Here is a 14,907-nt window from a genome sequence, read left to right as displayed (position 1 = left end):
CTATATCACGTGATCTCAATTGAAGTAATTACTAATTGAGTCAAGGGAGGATTCTCGGAATGGCAGACGTAAAGAAGCAAAATGAAGTTTGGGAGTGGGGCAAGGCCCTTTTTATAGCAATAGCTATAGCTTTTATTATTCGTATTTTTTTATTTACACCAGTTGTAGTTGATGGTTCTTCGATGGAACCTACACTACACGAAAATGAGCGTTTGATCGTAACAAAAATAGGTGAGCCAGATAGATTTGATATTATTGTTTTTCATGCACCGAATAATGAGGATTATATTAAGCGGGTAATTGGATTACCAGGAGACCATATTGAGTACAAGGATGATGTTTTATATATAAATGGAGAACCATTCGATGAACCTTATTTAAATGAATATAAACAAAAGGTAAATGATGGACCTTTAACTGATTCATTTACATTACAAGAGACTCCAGTAGGAAGTGATCTAGTGCCAGAGGGGCATCTATTCGTAATGGGGGATAATAGAAAATACAGTAAGGATAGTCGACATATTGGCGCTATCCCAATGGAAGAGGTTGTAGGTAAAACAAATATTGTTTATTTTCCTATTCAAGATATAAAAGTGATTGGCAAATGAATTTCATTTAAAAATAGTATCCTATACTGGCGCTGTACCTGAAAATCGTTGAGCCGCATTGTCGGCTCTTTTTTTGTTCAATAAATGAGGGTTCCAACTACTAATTAGTAATTTAAATTATGCTTGACATGCAACCTTTGGGTTGTTTATACTTGACGTGCAACTTGTTGGTTGTTTATACTCGATTTATGAATACGGACAAAGATATTATTTTCAAAGCACTTGCAGACTCGACTCGGCGACTAATACTAGACGAACTTTCCGATCGTGACGAGATGACGTTGTATGAGCTCAATGCACGTCTAATTATGAATCACGAACTTTCTATTTCACGCCAAGCGATTACAAAACATTTAAACGCATTGGAAGATGCAGGGCTTGTCATATCAAAACGCAAGGGGAAATATCGAGTAGTCATTTTCAACAAGGACCCACTTAAAGATTTGCTGAAGGGATGGATAGAATAAAGGAGCAAGGAATTTATTTTTCCACTTGTAGTTGGTTACTAGCCCAACATCACGATTCAAAATTTAAAGGAGACGAAAATAAAATGAAAATTGTTGTTACAAGTATATTCGTAGAAGATCAAGATAAAGCATTGGAATTTTATACAGAAACGCTTGGCTTTATTAAAAAACAAGACGTTCCAGCAGGAGAATTTAGATGGATCACAGTTGTATCTCCCGATAACCAAAATGGTACGGAGCTTGTACTTGAACCAAATGACAACCAGGCGGCGAAAGATTATCAAAATAGTTTATTTGAACAAGGCATACCAGTAACCATGTTTGGTGTTGATGATATCCAAAAAGAGTACGAAAGATTATTGGAACATGGTGTTAAGTTTACGATGGAACCGACGAAAATGGGAGAAATTACATTGGCTGTCTTTGACGACACATGCGGCAACCTTATTCAAATCGCTCAACTGTAATTTTTTATTAAATAAAAGGGTGTGTTAATTCGAGAAGGATTAACCGCCTTTTTTTGTTGAGTTGTATGGATGGGCAGAATAGTTTAAGGATTAAAATGTTAGAACTTTTGCAGGAGAAACGTTTCACGGAAGAGAACTGTATATTATCAAATATTCAGGGGGAGATTTCATATGGATAAGAAATTGTTAAGGATTGGAACTACCTATATCCCAGTAAATAATATAGAACGTTCAACGGAATGGTATAAAAATAAATTAGGTGCAGAGGTAAGTTATCAAGATGAAGACAAAGGAATTATTAATTTAGCAAACCAGAGTATTTTTCTGGTGAAATCCGATGAACATCAAAGTTCCAATTTCATTGATATCTACGGAGAAGAACGTTTTTCAATAACATTTGAAGTAGATGGTTTAGATGCATTGAAAACAATACATAAGGATTTTATTGATAAGGGCGTTAAAGTTGGAGAAATTGAAAACAGAGGTCACTCTGGCAGGAATTTTGTCTTTTATGATATAGATGGCAATAAATTCGATGTATGGAGCGAGCTTAGTCCAAGTTTTAAAGAGAGATTCTATAAATAATTAGAGGGTGGTAAGTTGCTTCATATTGCTATTTTATTAATTTCAGTGTTAGTGATTAAAATGGCATTGATAAAATTTCTGAAGAAAAAATATAGTATTGTACCTGACCCTGGAGAATACATACATATGAATAATACACATAAATGGGGAGAACGGGGATTGATTCAATGCGCAATCATTTTCTTGATTATATCCTTTTTTTCTCACCGTATCCTGTTTTTATATTTCTTTGTAATAACTCTTTGTATTGGTCTAGGATTTCGTACTTTTATGGAATATAAGTACGAACGGGAACAAGGAGTGTATATTATTACCTTTATAGAAACTATCGGTGTCTGCATAATGATCATTGGAGCATCCATTTTGTACTATGTTTGATGTAAATTCGAAATACATTTTTCCGCTATGGGTGGCAAAGAAGAGCAACGCGAAATGTCTGCGTTGCTCTTTTACATTTTATAATTACTCTACATACCACTCTTAACTTACCGTAAGTTAAATAAATTTTACAACAATTCCGATGCAAAAATGTTAGAGTTGTATTATATACATTTTAAGAGCATGGTAACCATCTAAGATAGGAAAGGGAGATACATATGTTTGAATACAAATTTGAAAAAGTTTTATTAGGGGAGCCACGTTTCGGTTTTAAGGATAGTCGGCCTTTAGACGATTATCATGAAATCATCCATGAACACGCGAGAGAAGGATGGAGGCTAGTACAAATTTTTTCTCCGAGCATAGATAATCATAAGGGAACGGCGACTTACTTTGAATTAATTTTTGAAAGAAAAGTAGACTAAATACATATTGAAATGTACTAACGGGTGCGATCTTTAAGAAGGATTGGCACCCGTTTTGTTGAATGTATAAAGGACGAGATTTGAATAATTAGGGGTATGGAGGATAGTAAAATGCCAGAAATAGACCATAAAACTTACATTAAAGTGCCAGTTGAAAAAGTGTACAAAACGATTTCAACTTCTCAGGGATGGAATGCTTGGTTTACAGATGAAACATCTCTAGTGATAAACCCAGATGGAACGGGAGATTTGCGATTAAGATGGACAAATTTCGGCAGTGAAAATCAAATTATTGAAGATGGCGGGAAAGTCCTTGAAGCAATCCCAAACAAAAGATTTGTTTTTCAATGGTCACCAGGAGAACAAAGTTCAACAGTAACTTTCAATTTTGAACCTTATAAAGAAGGAACGTTGGTAATCCTACATGAAACTGGATATACAAATTCAGAAAGAGACTTAAAAGCCTGCATTGATTGTGCAACAGGTTGGGGAGAAGCATTAACACTACTAAAGATATACTTAGAGCATGGAATTGTGTATAAACAGGATTTATAAGTATAGATTCTGATGATCTGCCTAGTAATTTTCCAGTGTTACAGGTTGATAAAAGGTTCTATAAGTATGTGCTTGAGTAAAAGATACATCCTAATCCAACTCCGGAAATGTTCTAATCTGGAAATAAGGTTAAGGACAAGCTATTATAAGTTTATCCATACTTTATCATAAGCTATCGGTATTTAATATTAGGGAGTGAAAATTTGTGAAAACAATAGATGAAGTCTCAAAAGAGCTCGGAATTGACGAGAACATCTTGCAAAACTGGGAAAAGAAAGGATTTCTTGGTGAGGTGGCTCAAGTCAACGGCAAAAAAACGTACAATGAAGATCAAATCGTACGTATCAAGTTTATCCAACAGCAGGTAAAGGAGCAACTTAAAAAGGGATGAAGTTTCATCTCGAAAGTATTTAATCTATAAAAATGGCTGCTTGTATATAAAAGGATTGTTTCTTCAGAAAGAAACGATCCTTTCTTTATTATGGTCTTCGAAAACCCTCGGCTACGCCGGGGGTTCCGTAGAGCTTCTAGCGTGGGGTCAAAAAAGGCCTCCTTCATGGTAAAATATGGTTGGTTTCCCGACCACCAGATCTCACCAAAGAAGGAGGCGCGTCCCATGCAGGACAAGAATAGTTTAGCACATACGCAGTGGAGATGTAAGTATCACATTGTTTTTGCACCAAAATACAGGAGACAAATTATCTACGGTAAGTATAAAAGAAGTATCGGACAAATTATAAGAGAGCTCTGCGAAAGGAAGGGGGTTGAGATACACGAGGCAAATGCATGTAAAGACCATATTCATATGCTGGTAAGTATTCCACCTAAATTAAGTGTGTCTCAATTCATGGGTTATCTAAAAGGAAAAAGTAGTTTAATGATTTTTGATCGTCACGCGAATTTAAAGTATAGATATGGTAACCGCAAATTCTGGTGTCGAGGTTACTTTGTAGATACAGTGGGCCGAAATAAAAATCAAATTCAAGAATATATAAGGAATCAGCTTAAAGATGACTATATGAGTGATCAATTAACGTTATTTGAGGAATTTGATCCATTTACAGGAGAGAAAAATCAAAAAAGATAAGAGATTCTTTAGAATCAGTGAGTAAGTGTGGTGCAGAAGGGAAACCCATTCAGTGGGCCTTTTAGGCCGAGGCCGGTAATAGAGGCTTTCAGCCGCAGAGCAAACCACCAGTTCACACTGGTGGTTTTGATTTGGTCTGTTTACCTACGTATATTGAAGGACATTGATTTTATAGACAAAATTGATAAAGAATATTGTAAGAAAACCTAGCAAGATTAGTAAAGAAATCACCTCAAATAATAAGTACACTCAAATTGAGGTGATTTAATATGTATTTACAAGTGATAAAACATAATAAAAATGTACTGTTTTACTTATTAGGTGCCGGGTTTTCTAGTTTGGGGAATGTTATATCTGGCTTAGCTTTCTTATTTTTAGCTTATGAGATGACCGAATCAAGTTTACATACGACTGGTATCGCGATCTCACAAGTGGTACCATATCTTTTATTTGGATTAATTGGGGGAGTTATTGCTGATTGGGTGGATAAAAAAAAGATGTTAGTAATGATCGACCTTATCAGAGTGCCTCTAACATTATCACTAGTGCTGTTTCACCAATTTGATGTTCTAAATTATTGGCATTTAATAACAGTTAGTTTTTTTATTCAGTGTTTAGGCTGTGTTTTTAATCCTACTCATAGGGCTGTCTTACCCATAATAACAAAGGAATCTATGAGATCTTCTGTTAACAGTTTACTCGACACAGTTACAAGGGGGATTACGGTATTAGGGCCTATTGTTAGTATAGGTTTAATAAATACTATGAACGTAATACATTTTTTTACATTCGATGCGCTAACCTATCTTATTAGTGCGCTGCTTATCTATAAAATCCAATTCACAGAAAATAATTTAACAAGAGAAGGTCCAAACCAAAGAAAAATAAAAGATATTTTTATCTCCATAAAGGACTTTTCAATTTGGGCAAAAAAGCAATCGATAATCCGAACTTTGTTTATAGTTACAGTTATTATTGTGTTTTTCAATACGTGGGTCTGGCAAGTCGGTTTATTACTGCAGCTAATAGAAACAACCCCAAATGGAAAGGAGCTTTATAGCTTACTTTTAGGATGGTATGGTGCTGCTGTAATCGCAGTTAACTTGCTTATGCCATTAATATGGAAAAAATATAGTTTGAAAATTTATTTGTTTGGTTCGTTGATTTGGGGAATAGGCATTCTCCTTTTAGGATTTGCGTATATCCTTCCATTTTATTTCATTGGAATATTAGTTGCGGCAATAGGATTACCTATATCCGGCTTATCTCGAGTTTATTTGTTACAGAAATATCTTCCCACAGAAAAACTAGGCAGGGGCTTTAGCTTTAATGCATTTCTTTTGTACTTATCAAATGCTGTTTCTCTTGGTGTATTCGGATTTGCTTCTTCCTTCTTGTCTACAAGAATCCTTTTTGTAGTATGTGGAATGATGATGGTTATTTGTTCAGCTGTTTATTTATTAACCATTTCTCGAAAAGCACCAGGAGTCATCCCGTATAATCGTTTAAATAATTGATTGTAGACTGTAACAGAAGAAAACCCACAGTCCATTGCAATATTTAGCACCGTTTTATTGGTTGTTTTAAGCATTTCCTGACTTTTGATAACTCGGTAAATTTGTAACCAAGAGTAAGGTGAAATCCCTAAAATATCCTTAAAGTAATGGGCAAATTGAAATTTACTTAAATTTGCTATTTTTGCCATCTCATCTAATGACCATGAATGCTGATAATCCTCTTTTAAAGCTTGGATTGTTTTGTGAATTTGTGGATCTATTGTTTCATAGTTATTTAAATTAATATCCTGCGTATGTGTTCCGATGGCACTTTTCAGTATTAGTATTGCCAACTGAGTGAAACTGTGTTCCAAAAAAATTTCCATTGATCTAATATCATCTTTTTCAAGTCGTACGAAATCTAGTACAAAATTAACCCAGCTTGATATTTGAGTGTTCTTCTGGGTGCTGGTAGCAAACTGAATATCATGGTGAACAGGATATAGAGATTGAGAGATTTCATTAATGAAAGAAGAGTTCAATTCAATTAAAAATTTGCTGTCGTCTATTGCTAGTTGTTTATGTTCATCTTCGGGATTGAATAAAATGAATTGTTTGTCAATAAGGGTAATCTGGTTTCTATTCGTTTGGTAATCTATATTTCCTTGTAAAGAATAAATGAATTTATAACAATCATCTGTACGCCAGTTGCTTTCTTGGTTGAAATCTTTTTTATATAAAAGAACTCCATGATTGTTTTCCAGTAGTAATTTTGTTGAGCTCAAATAATCACCTTCTTATATCTTATAAAAATTGTATCACAGTGAGAAGGAAAATAAATGCAGCAAGCATTTATAGGCGCTGGATCTAGTCTAATCTAAGGTTTACCCCTAAAGGAAGGAAAACTGCAAGTTTTTGTTGAATATAGATAATAGGGCTAGTATCTCAAAGCCAAATAATAAGACCTGAATTAATTGTAGGTATATCTGGAGTAGAGCATGTATGGATAACCCTTTAGTGCCGGCCGAAAGCCTTAATTATTCCTTCAATATTTAACTGAATATATAGAAGAAATCCTAGAAATGAAACGAAGACAGTCATGGTCATGGGCATTGTCTACTTTTTTCAGGGAAAGGAGATTAAAATAAATGGATCTTCATTACGAAATTAAAGGAAACGGAAAGCCGGTTATACTACTTCATAGTGGAGCTATGGATTCACGTGACTGGGAATTCATCACACCACATCTATCAAAGTCGTTCAAAGTGATCACTCCTGATGTCCGAGGTGCAGGGAAATCACCCGTTCCGAATGAACCCATTGATTATGTTGAGGATCTAAGAAAACTCTTGGATCATCTTAAAATTAAGAAAGCAGCCCTCGTTGGACATTCCCTAGGTGGACAAATTGCGACTGATTTTACTTTGACCTATCCAAAAAAGGTATCTCAACTGGTGTTGGTTGCTCCTGGCCTCTCAGGGTTTAAATTTTCTTCCGAACATGCGGAATTAGAGAGCCGAGTTTCTAAAGCTGCACCTGATGTCGAGAAAATGGCTAGTATAATATTAAGCGAGCCTTCCTGGAGCGTTTCTTTCGGAAAAGTATACGATTTATTGCGCGAGATGATGGTGCATAATATTCAAAAGACTTTTGATTGGAAAACATTCAAAACTTCCTCCAATTCAGCGATGGAAAGATTGGGAGAAATTAAAACGAAGACACTTTTTATCATAGGTGAGAAGGACTCAGAAGACCTCTTTAAAATCGCAAAATTATATAAGGAAATTCCCAATATTGACTTTGTGCGTATACCCGATGCTAATCATATCATCACTTTGACCCATCCTAAGGATGTTTCCGACCACATCAATCATTTTTTGAGCTTACTAGAATGGTAATATCGGGAAAAAGCTGATATGGGGTCTGTTCCAGTTCGGTAAAGTTGCAAGTGGAAGAAATAAACCCACCATAACGTTGTCCTAAATGTGTTTTTGACAAGTAACGAGAATGAACAACAAATAGCAGTTACAATCCTTTAAATTGAAGGGAGGTATAAAAAATGGATATATACCTTTGGATAACTATTGGTTTTATAATAGTTGGATTTGTTATTCTTACCTCTATGAAAAAGAGTATGGAAAGTAAGCTTGCTTTTATTAAAGCAAATCATGTAGATGAGGGAAGTTCAAAGCAAGCTAAATCTATCATTTGGTGGATAGTGGGCACCACAGCTTGGGGAATATTAAGTATGCTTCTTATCTTATCGTGGTTTCATTATCACTTTGGATAAGTATTTTACTTTAGCAGAAAATAATAACTTGGAGTGAAGAAAATGGAACACCATATGGGACTTTATGAAACTCCTTTTCATTCAATGAAGTCAGGAAAAAAGAAAGTGGAAGTGAGATTGAATGATCAGAAAAGGAGAAAAGTAAAAGTAGGGGATACGATAAGATTTACAAAAACCCCTGATAGAAATGAAACATTAATAGTTCAAGTCATTGAGTTAAGGGAGTTTCCAACATTCAAGGAAATGTATGAAAGCATTCCTGCAGATGAATTTGATGCTGTAGGTGATTCCATTGAAGAAATGGTGGAACGCACTTATAGAATATATACTCCAGAGCGTGAAAAGGAATGGGGTACTTTGGCGATTACCATTCAATTATTAGATTAAGAATTAAACCTGTGGGTCTAGGTAAGAAATAATTGCTGATTTTCTTTTAAAAGAGTTGTCAAACCGACAACTCTTTATATATATGCCTGACTACTTACCGAAGGATCGCTCCTTAAATGGGATAATCAAAGATAGAGGGGGAGAGCTGGTTGAAAAGAGTTGATGTTGCTTATGTACTTTTGTTAGATGAGCATAATGAAAAAGTATTGATGGTAAAAAATAAAGGAGAAAATTCTTCTTACTATACACTTCCTGGTGGCGCAGTAGAATATGGAGAAACATTAGAGGCGGCCGCTATTCGCGAGGTTAAGGAAGAAACTGGATTGGATGTTGAAATAGATGGTATGTTTACAGTAAGTGAAGCATTTTTTGAAGAACGAGGACATCACGCAGTTTTCTTTACTTTTACCGGAAAAATTGTAGGAGGAGAAATAGAAATCTCAATTCCTGAAGAGATTGAGGAAGTTACTTGGATGGAAGCTGATTTGGCAGAAATATACGCACATATTCCATGTGAATTGAAAGGGTTGATAAAGAAAAAGTCTACAATTCCCTATATCAATAGAGGACGGGTAGTTCATAGTTAAGAATAATTTACTATCATGCAGTAGAATTGTTTAAAAAGACAATGGGTTTATAATCAAAAAATCTATTATGAGGTGTTTCCAATGAAACAGGGAGTTTGGGAGAACGAATACAAAAGCGTTGAAAATTTATGGGGATCTACTCCAAACCATGTATTATCCACCTACATAGATATTATTCCTAGGAGCGGAAAGATATTAGATATTGGAATAGGGGAAGGAAGAAATGCCTTCTTTTTTGCTAAGGAGGGGTATGAGGTGGAAGGGGTAGATATTTCAGAGACTGCTATAAATAGGTGCGTGGAACTGGCGGAAAAATACAACCTTCCGATAGATGCTAAAGTTGGTGACATTAGAGAATACGAGGTTAAGAAAGATAATTACTCTTTAATCATTCTATCCAATGTATTGAACTTTTTCTCAGTTGAAGATATTGTTACCATCATCAGCAAATTAAAGACTGGATTAAAAGAAAACGGTTTAATATATATAAATGTATTTGATAACGAAGAGCCTAGTATATTAAAAGCAAAAGAAAGATGTAAGCAGGTAGCTGAATTTACATATTACGATGAGAAAAATAAAATGTACCATCATTATTTCACTCAAAACGAGCTTGAGGATCTGTTGGCAGACTATGAAACAATCAGCTTAGTGAGGTCGAAGTTTTTAGATCTTACCCACGGACATCCGCACTATCACAGTACATTAGAAATTTTATCTAAGAAAAATGAAACTAACTTAATCATTGGAGGTGACAGTGGTGGAAAAAGAGTTAAATAATGCAATTGATTTACGTAAGAATGGAAATTACAGAGAATCTAACGAGATACTTCTAAAATTGGTACAGGAATTTCCAGACCATGCATCGATTAACTATCAGTGTGCTTGGAGTTTTGACTTACTAGGAGAAGAAGCGAAAGCAGTACCTTTTTACGAAAAAGGAATCAGGTTAGGGTTGCCTTCAGAGGAATTGGAAGGAGCTCTATTGGGATTGGGCAGTACATATAGAACACTAGGGGAATATGAAAAATCAAAAAGCACCTTATTAAAAGGAATTGAACTATTCCCCAATAATAAAGTAATCCAAACGTTCTATTCGATGACCTTATATAATTTGAACGAACATAGTGAAGCAATGGAACTATTATTGAAATGCTTAATAGAAACGACAAGTGACACTGAGATTCTAGGTTATAAAAAAGCAATTGAGTTCTATTCGGAAAAATTCGATGAGGTTTGGATGTAGTTTATGAAAAGATGTACTTAAAGTAACGGGTGCGATTCTCCATGAAGGAGGTCGCACCCGTTTATCAGTAGGCGATACCCACACGAGATTTAATATAATCTCTCGAAGTGATCTGGCTATAGGTAAACTCCGCTGTATCTGGTACTGAAATTTTAGCCCCATTCTCCGGCAAAAAATCACGTTCTATACGATATTCACCAATTTTTTCTCCGTCAGGTAAATAGGTGGGACAAACAATTGTCCAGTCGAGTGTTGACTCTTTCAGGATATCATAAGCTTTATGATGATCTTCCGCAGCACGAGTTGATTTTCGTTTTGATTCACTGGACTGATACCGCAGTATCTCTGGTGAAGTTCTACTTTGTAAGATACCTGCCGTCCCGACAGTTATAATTCGCTGTATCCCTTCATTTTCCATAGCTTCAATAATTAGTGGCATACTCTCAGACAGGGTGGTTGTCCCATCCGTATTCAGTGCACTTATAACTATATCCATTCCATGCATGGCTTGAGCGATATCAGCTTTATTTAAAACATTCCCTTGAGTAATAGTTAAATTTTCATCATTTATTTCTATTTTCTTCGGATTTCGAGCGAACGCAGTGACTTGATGGTTGTCACGTAGAGCATTGCTGACTACTGCACTTCCAACTCTTCCAGTTGATCCTAAAACTAATATATTCATAGTAATGCGCCTCCTCACAATCACTTTACTATAAAAGTTATCTATTGTCCTTTGAATAACTTTATTGGTGAAGCGGATGGATTGTTTTCATGATGGAATGTGTACCTTAAAAATTTCATCATCATATATGTGTTTTTGTGTGTTTTTTGAAAATAGTCTTGTAAGGGGATTTAAATGTATATATAATATATACTGTGTATATTATGTATATACGGTTTGTTTTATAAGAAATCATCTTTGTACATAAAAACAGACCAGAGTGATTGTCTACGCATCATACGTCTTCCTAATGATTTTTCTTTACATTTATTGTTATCTGATATAGAAAGGAGGGCTTATCGCATGTTTGATAATCAAGATGATAATCACCCTATTAGAACACGAACTTGGATTCTTCCCCTGGGGATATTTTTAGGTTTGCTATTTATTATGTTTTTCATTGATAGTTCGTCATGGACAATAAATTTTCGAGAGGGGACTTTCGTTGAAAGGAAGGTTCTCCATTCCAGATTCTTTACTGACTGGTTTACTCCATATAGTAAATCAGAGTTAAACTTCCTTACTTTATTAATTTCAATTATTTTTCTCCCTGAAGTTATTATCAATGCCATTAAACAGATGAAAATGAATAAACAAAAATAATTTGTTTTACCAGCTCTATGAAGTTGAGGAAGAGTAGGTTTTAACTTAGCTTATTATAAATCTCTATACCTTTTAAAAATAATAGTAAGGGAATGATGCTCAGTTGAGAAAATGGTTGAACAATCTTGGCTTTTTTATAATTATGACGGTTCTTTTATTCATTGTAGATGGCACGTTTTTATTGAATAATTTTGAGTTGGGGGATTTCGGTGAAAGGATGTTACGTACAAAACTTTTTACTGAATGGTATAACGTCTATGATAACCAACTATTTAATGTAGTTTCCTTCATTGCATTGCTCCAACTTTTGATTACTGGGTTATATGTTTTTTCATCTAAGCTATGGAGTAAAAAATAAAACTTCATATGCAATCTTATATATTACGTTTGTAAGCATGGTAGAAATGGCAAACAGCTCGATCGCAAATTTATGTAAAAAAACTGACGTATTGGGATCATACGTCAGTTTTTTCATAAACAAAATTAGCTTATTAGTTTTAAAGGGTAATTAAATAATATTAACTTAGTCTTGTTAAAGTGATTGACGCATTAACAATTGTTGCCCCATCCGCCGTAGTAGCCAAGGGATCAGCGGTGGCTCCAATGTTTCGGAGTGCTATTGTAGATCCGTTCGGAATGGTTAGAAGTACAGAACCTGGAGCTATTCTTGTTGTATTAGTTGTACCACCTACCTGACCATGAACAGTTGAAGGTTGGGGCGTTCCGTTAAGGGCTATTGCGTAAGCTAGTGATGTGTTTCCTCCGGCGATTAACACGTTCACTTCAAACGAAACCCAGTAAACGCCACCATTTGCTACAGTAACAGTTGCAGACCCAGGTGTATGAGTAACTCCACCGAATAAAGGGCCGTTTGCGTTAAATGTAACATTACCATTTGCAGCCACGGTTTGAGCTCCGGTATTGTAAACATAACCATAGGCTGAAGCTAAAGTACCAGTCGCGCCAGTCGGTCCTCTAGCACCTGTGGCTCCCGTTTGTCCTGGTGCTCCCGTAGCTCCGGTCGCGCCAGTCGGTCCTGTAGGCCCGATTGCTCCAGTAGCCCCAGTCGATCCGGTACCTCCCGTTGGTCCTGTAGCTCCAGTTACGCCTGTTGCACCTGTTGGTCCTGTAGCCCCAGTCACTCCAGTTGCACCCGTTGGACCTGTAGCTCCTGTTGCTCCAGTAGCCCCAGTCGGTCCGGTACCTCCCGTAGCTCCGGTCACTCCGGTGACACCTGTTGGTCCTGTAGCTCCGGTTGCCCCAGTCACACCTGTAAGCCCTGTAGCTCCGGTTACTCCCGTTGCTCCTGTTGGTCCAGTAGCTCCGGTTGCCCCAGTCACACCTGTAAGCCCTGTAGCTCCGGTTACTCCCGTTGCTCCTGTTGGTCCAGTAGCTCCAGTTACTCCGGTTGCCCCCGTTGGCCCAGTAGCTCCGGTCACTCCGGTGACACCTGTAGGTCCTGTAGTTCCCGTAGCTCCAGTTACTCCGGTTGCACCCGTAGGCCCTGTAGCTCCGGTGGCTCCAGTTGCACCCGTCGATCCTGTAGCTCCCGTAGCTCCGGTTGCCCCGGTCGCACCTGTAGGCCCTGTAGCTCCGGTTACTCCCGTAGCTCCGGTTGGTCCAGTAGCTCCGGTTACTCCCGTAGCTCCTGTTGGTCCAGTAGCTCCAGTTACTCCGGTTGCACCCGTTGGTCCTGTAGCTCCGGTGGCTCCGGTAGCTCCGGTTGGCCCTGTAGCTCCAGTAGCCCCAGTCGCTCCGGTGACACCCGTAGGTCCTGTAGCTCCAGTTGTCCCGGTCGCACCTGTAGCCCCAGTCACTCCCGTAGCTCCCGTAGGTCCAGTAGCTCCGGTGGCTCCAGTTGCACCGGTCAATCCTGTCACTCCAGTGACTCCTGTTACACCCATCGGTCCAGTAGCTCCCGTCACTCCCGTAGCTCCGGTTGGCCCTGTCGCTCCGGTAGCGCCAGTCACTCCCGTAGCTCCCGTGGCTCCCGTAGTCCCCGTAGCTCCAGTAGGTCCTGTCGCGCCAGTTGCTCCAGTTATCCCTGTAGCTTCAATATCTACTACGGCTGATCCTTCACTTATAGTTATATCTAATGTATCAGATTCGAATATTAGATTTTCTCCATAACCAAGAGCTACACTACCACCTTCACCACCAGTACCGCTTAGTATATTAAACAGTGATTCGCCGGGAATTAGTACTCCAGTAGCCCCAGTTGGCCCCGTGGCGCCAGGGGGTCCCGTCGGCCCGGTAGGCCCAGTAGGTCCGATTGTTCCAGTAGGAGAGTCGGGTACATTTACTATCCAATTAGGAACCCTCCTTGGAAAGGAATCAGTTCCTGGTTTTTCAATCCTTGGTTTACAGGGGTCTGAACAATGTTTATTGTCTTTTTTGGTCATATAAGACACCTCCAATCTTTTACATTTAATATTTAACGAACAGATAGTAGTAAGGATTAATACATTAATCTAATATCTGACGATTTTGACGAGGCTAGTTTTATTGAAAGCTAGATTTTATGAACAATCCTTTCTGATTAATCCTCAAGCCCTAGAATTCATTACGATAAAACCGCTCCTCCTTTACGAGAAGTTAGATATACTCGTCGTGGATTTTTTGGAAATATTTCTTCATCAGATGAGTTAATGGAAGCGGTATATGCAGGAGTGTAGTTCGTCAATTTAGTCTGTCCGGTTAACTATTTCAGTTGGAGTTATAAAATCTAAGAGAATTCTTTTTAATAATCGGTCATCTGTATATCTGGTTGTTGACTATTCTTGCCACTAAAAATTACACTCCTCTGAGTGCTCCGTTAAATACTAGATTATTCATATTGCGAGTCGATTGTATGGACATTCATAGTTAGACCGTAAGCCCGAACTAAGAAATTTTATAATAGAAGCAACTAAAATTAAAAACAGAAACGCCAAATAACCGTGAATCTGAGATGTTTTAAACAGATTTACGGTTATTTTATTTTTTTGCACATGTTGCTT

The 14,907-nt window shown here is 37.3% G+C and carries 21 protein-coding genes; 18 read left to right on the top strand and 3 right to left on the bottom strand.

All coding sequences use genetic code 11. The features are described from left to right. Positions 1-59: 59 nt before the first annotated feature. The 10 genes from lepB (at position 60) to M3210_RS08360 (ending at position 6,092) form a co-directional block, all read left to right on the top strand. Entirely contained in the window at positions 60-611 is a 552-nt protein-coding gene (gene lepB, locus M3210_RS08400; protein ID WP_251513220.1) for a signal peptidase I, read from the top strand. Between the two features lie 188 nt (positions 612-799). After that, on the top strand, positions 800-1,078 hold the full coding sequence (locus M3210_RS08395; protein ID WP_251513392.1) for an ArsR/SmtB family transcription factor: 279 nt from the start codon (positions 800-802) through the stop codon (positions 1,076-1,078). A gap of 83 nt (positions 1,079-1,161) precedes the next feature. Further along, a complete protein-coding gene (locus tag M3210_RS08390) occupies positions 1,162-1,545 on the top strand; it encodes a VOC family protein (protein ID WP_251513219.1) in 384 nt (127 codons plus the stop codon). Between the two features lie 171 nt (positions 1,546-1,716). Continuing rightward, the gene (locus tag M3210_RS08385; protein WP_251513217.1) at positions 1,717-2,130 is read left to right on the top strand and encodes a VOC family protein; all 414 of its coding nucleotides are present in this window, start codon (positions 1,717-1,719) and stop codon (positions 2,128-2,130) included. A gap of 60 nt (positions 2,131-2,190) precedes the next feature. Beyond that, the gene (locus M3210_RS20695) at positions 2,191-2,508 is read left to right on the top strand and encodes a DUF4181 domain-containing protein (protein WP_432806982.1); all 318 of its coding nucleotides are present in this window, start codon (positions 2,191-2,193) and stop codon (positions 2,506-2,508) included. Between the two features lie 218 nt (positions 2,509-2,726). Beyond that, positions 2,727-2,933: a DUF4177 domain-containing protein gene (locus M3210_RS08380; RefSeq protein ID WP_251513215.1), complete on the top strand. Its 207-nt coding sequence runs from the start codon at positions 2,727-2,729 to the stop codon at positions 2,931-2,933. Positions 2,934-3,044: 111 nt separating this feature from the next. Beyond that, on the top strand, positions 3,045-3,488 hold the full coding sequence (locus M3210_RS08375; protein WP_251513212.1) for an SRPBCC family protein: 444 nt from the start codon (positions 3,045-3,047) through the stop codon (positions 3,486-3,488). A gap of 205 nt (positions 3,489-3,693) precedes the next feature. Then, on the top strand, positions 3,694-3,879 hold the full coding sequence (locus M3210_RS08370) for a MerR family transcriptional regulator (RefSeq protein WP_251513210.1): 186 nt from the start codon (positions 3,694-3,696) through the stop codon (positions 3,877-3,879). A 225-nt stretch (positions 3,880-4,104) separates the two neighbouring features. Next, the gene (gene tnpA / locus M3210_RS08365; RefSeq protein WP_251511490.1) at positions 4,105-4,575 is read left to right on the top strand and encodes an IS200/IS605 family transposase; all 471 of its coding nucleotides are present in this window, start codon (positions 4,105-4,107) and stop codon (positions 4,573-4,575) included. Between the two features lie 269 nt (positions 4,576-4,844). Continuing rightward, on the top strand, positions 4,845-6,092 hold the full coding sequence (locus M3210_RS08360) for an MFS transporter (protein WP_251513208.1): 1,248 nt from the start codon (positions 4,845-4,847) through the stop codon (positions 6,090-6,092). Here M3210_RS08360 and M3210_RS08355 read toward each other — a convergent pair. Further along, on the bottom strand, positions 6,029-6,856 hold the full coding sequence (locus M3210_RS08355; protein ID WP_251513206.1) for a helix-turn-helix transcriptional regulator: 828 nt from the start codon (positions 6,854-6,856) through the stop codon (positions 6,029-6,031). The genes M3210_RS08360 and M3210_RS08355 overlap by 64 nt on opposite strands. Before the next feature lie 363 nt (positions 6,857-7,219). Between M3210_RS08355 and M3210_RS08350 the strand changes: the two genes are divergently transcribed. The 6 genes from M3210_RS08350 to M3210_RS08325 all read left to right on the top strand — a co-directional run bounded on the left by M3210_RS08350 (position 7,220) and on the right by M3210_RS08325 (position 10,581). Then, entirely contained in the window at positions 7,220-7,969 is a 750-nt protein-coding gene (locus M3210_RS08350; protein WP_251513204.1) for an alpha/beta fold hydrolase, read from the top strand. A gap of 161 nt (positions 7,970-8,130) precedes the next feature. Further along, positions 8,131-8,361, top strand: coding sequence for a hypothetical protein (locus tag M3210_RS08345; protein ID WP_251513202.1), 231 nt, complete (start codon positions 8,131-8,133; stop codon positions 8,359-8,361). A 42-nt stretch (positions 8,362-8,403) separates the two neighbouring features. Then, positions 8,404-8,748: an ASCH domain-containing protein gene (locus M3210_RS08340; RefSeq protein WP_251513199.1), complete on the top strand. Its 345-nt coding sequence runs from the start codon at positions 8,404-8,406 to the stop codon at positions 8,746-8,748. Between the two features lie 149 nt (positions 8,749-8,897). Further along, positions 8,898-9,335, top strand: a complete 438-nt coding sequence (locus M3210_RS08335) for an NUDIX hydrolase (protein ID WP_251513197.1) — start codon at positions 8,898-8,900, stop codon at positions 9,333-9,335. An 81-nt stretch (positions 9,336-9,416) separates the two neighbouring features. Continuing rightward, positions 9,417-10,115 (top strand): class I SAM-dependent methyltransferase, encoded by a 699-nt coding sequence (locus M3210_RS08330; protein WP_251513195.1) that lies wholly within the window; start codon positions 9,417-9,419, stop codon positions 10,113-10,115. Beyond that, the gene (locus tag M3210_RS08325; protein ID WP_251513193.1) at positions 10,096-10,581 is read left to right on the top strand and encodes a tetratricopeptide repeat protein; all 486 of its coding nucleotides are present in this window, start codon (positions 10,096-10,098) and stop codon (positions 10,579-10,581) included. The genes M3210_RS08330 and M3210_RS08325 overlap by 20 nt, the downstream gene beginning before the upstream one ends. Before the next feature lie 64 nt (positions 10,582-10,645). On the opposite strand, the gene M3210_RS08320 is transcribed toward M3210_RS08325, so the two are convergent. Further along, complete coding sequence (locus tag M3210_RS08320; RefSeq protein WP_251513191.1) at positions 10,646-11,266, bottom strand: NAD(P)-dependent oxidoreductase; 621 nt, start codon at positions 11,264-11,266, stop codon at positions 10,646-10,648. 342 nt (positions 11,267-11,608) lie between these two features. On the opposite strand from M3210_RS08320, the gene M3210_RS08315 reads away from it, so the two are divergent. Beyond that, positions 11,609-11,908 (top strand): YfzA family protein, encoded by a 300-nt coding sequence (locus M3210_RS08315; protein ID WP_251513188.1) that lies wholly within the window; start codon positions 11,609-11,611, stop codon positions 11,906-11,908. Between the two features lie 103 nt (positions 11,909-12,011). Continuing rightward, positions 12,012-12,266 carry a YfzA family protein gene (locus M3210_RS20690; RefSeq protein ID WP_432806980.1) on the top strand — a complete coding sequence of 85 codons (255 nt, stop codon included), beginning with the start codon at positions 12,012-12,014 and terminating at the stop codon, positions 12,264-12,266. Positions 12,267-12,426: 160 nt separating this feature from the next. Here M3210_RS20690 and M3210_RS08310 read toward each other — a convergent pair whose 3' ends face one another. Beyond that, positions 12,427-14,310 carry a collagen-like domain-containing protein gene (locus M3210_RS08310; protein WP_251513186.1) on the bottom strand — a complete coding sequence of 628 codons (1,884 nt, stop codon included), beginning with the start codon at positions 14,308-14,310 and terminating at the stop codon, positions 12,427-12,429. Between the last annotated feature and the right edge of the window lie 597 nt (positions 14,311-14,907).

Source organism: Oceanobacillus luteolus, from assembly GCF_023715655.1.
GTDB lineage: Bacteria > Bacillota > Bacilli > Bacillales > Amphibacillaceae > Oceanobacillus > Oceanobacillus luteolus.
The sequence above is the reverse complement of the archived record's forward strand: the minus strand, read 5'-3'. Positions and strand labels throughout refer to the sequence as shown.

Excerpts from the sequence above, each read along its gene's own strand:
- M3210_RS08345 (WP_251513202.1), top strand. The coding sequence starts at position 8,131 with ATGGATATATACCTTTGGATAACTATTGGTTTTATAATAGTTGGATTT.
- M3210_RS08395 (WP_251513392.1), top strand. The coding sequence starts at position 800 with ATGAATACGGACAAAGATATTATTTTCAAAGCACTTGCAGACTCGACT.
- M3210_RS08350 (WP_251513204.1), top strand. The coding sequence starts at position 7,220 with ATGGATCTTCATTACGAAATTAAAGGAAACGGAAAGCCGGTTATACTA.
- M3210_RS08385 (WP_251513217.1), top strand. The coding sequence starts at position 1,717 with ATGGATAAGAAATTGTTAAGGATTGGAACTACCTATATCCCAGTAAAT.
- M3210_RS08310 (WP_251513186.1), bottom strand. The coding sequence starts at position 14,310 with ATGACCAAAAAAGACAATAAACATTGTTCAGACCCCTGTAAACCAAGG.
- lepB (WP_251513220.1), top strand. The coding sequence starts at position 60 with ATGGCAGACGTAAAGAAGCAAAATGAAGTTTGGGAGTGGGGCAAGGCC.
- M3210_RS08315 (WP_251513188.1), top strand. The coding sequence starts at position 11,609 with ATGTTTGATAATCAAGATGATAATCACCCTATTAGAACACGAACTTGG.
- M3210_RS08340 (WP_251513199.1), top strand. The coding sequence starts at position 8,404 with ATGGAACACCATATGGGACTTTATGAAACTCCTTTTCATTCAATGAAG.
- M3210_RS20695 (WP_432806982.1), top strand. The coding sequence starts at position 2,191 with ATGGCATTGATAAAATTTCTGAAGAAAAAATATAGTATTGTACCTGAC.
- M3210_RS08330 (WP_251513195.1), top strand. The coding sequence starts at position 9,417 with ATGAAACAGGGAGTTTGGGAGAACGAATACAAAAGCGTTGAAAATTTA.
- M3210_RS08380 (WP_251513215.1), top strand. The coding sequence starts at position 2,727 with ATGTTTGAATACAAATTTGAAAAAGTTTTATTAGGGGAGCCACGTTTC.
- M3210_RS08320 (WP_251513191.1), bottom strand. The coding sequence starts at position 11,266 with ATGAATATATTAGTTTTAGGATCAACTGGAAGAGTTGGAAGTGCAGTA.
- M3210_RS08390 (WP_251513219.1), top strand. The coding sequence starts at position 1,162 with ATGAAAATTGTTGTTACAAGTATATTCGTAGAAGATCAAGATAAAGCA.
- M3210_RS08375 (WP_251513212.1), top strand. The coding sequence starts at position 3,045 with ATGCCAGAAATAGACCATAAAACTTACATTAAAGTGCCAGTTGAAAAA.
- M3210_RS08360 (WP_251513208.1), top strand. The coding sequence starts at position 4,845 with ATGTATTTACAAGTGATAAAACATAATAAAAATGTACTGTTTTACTTA.
- tnpA (WP_251511490.1), top strand. The coding sequence starts at position 4,105 with ATGCAGGACAAGAATAGTTTAGCACATACGCAGTGGAGATGTAAGTAT.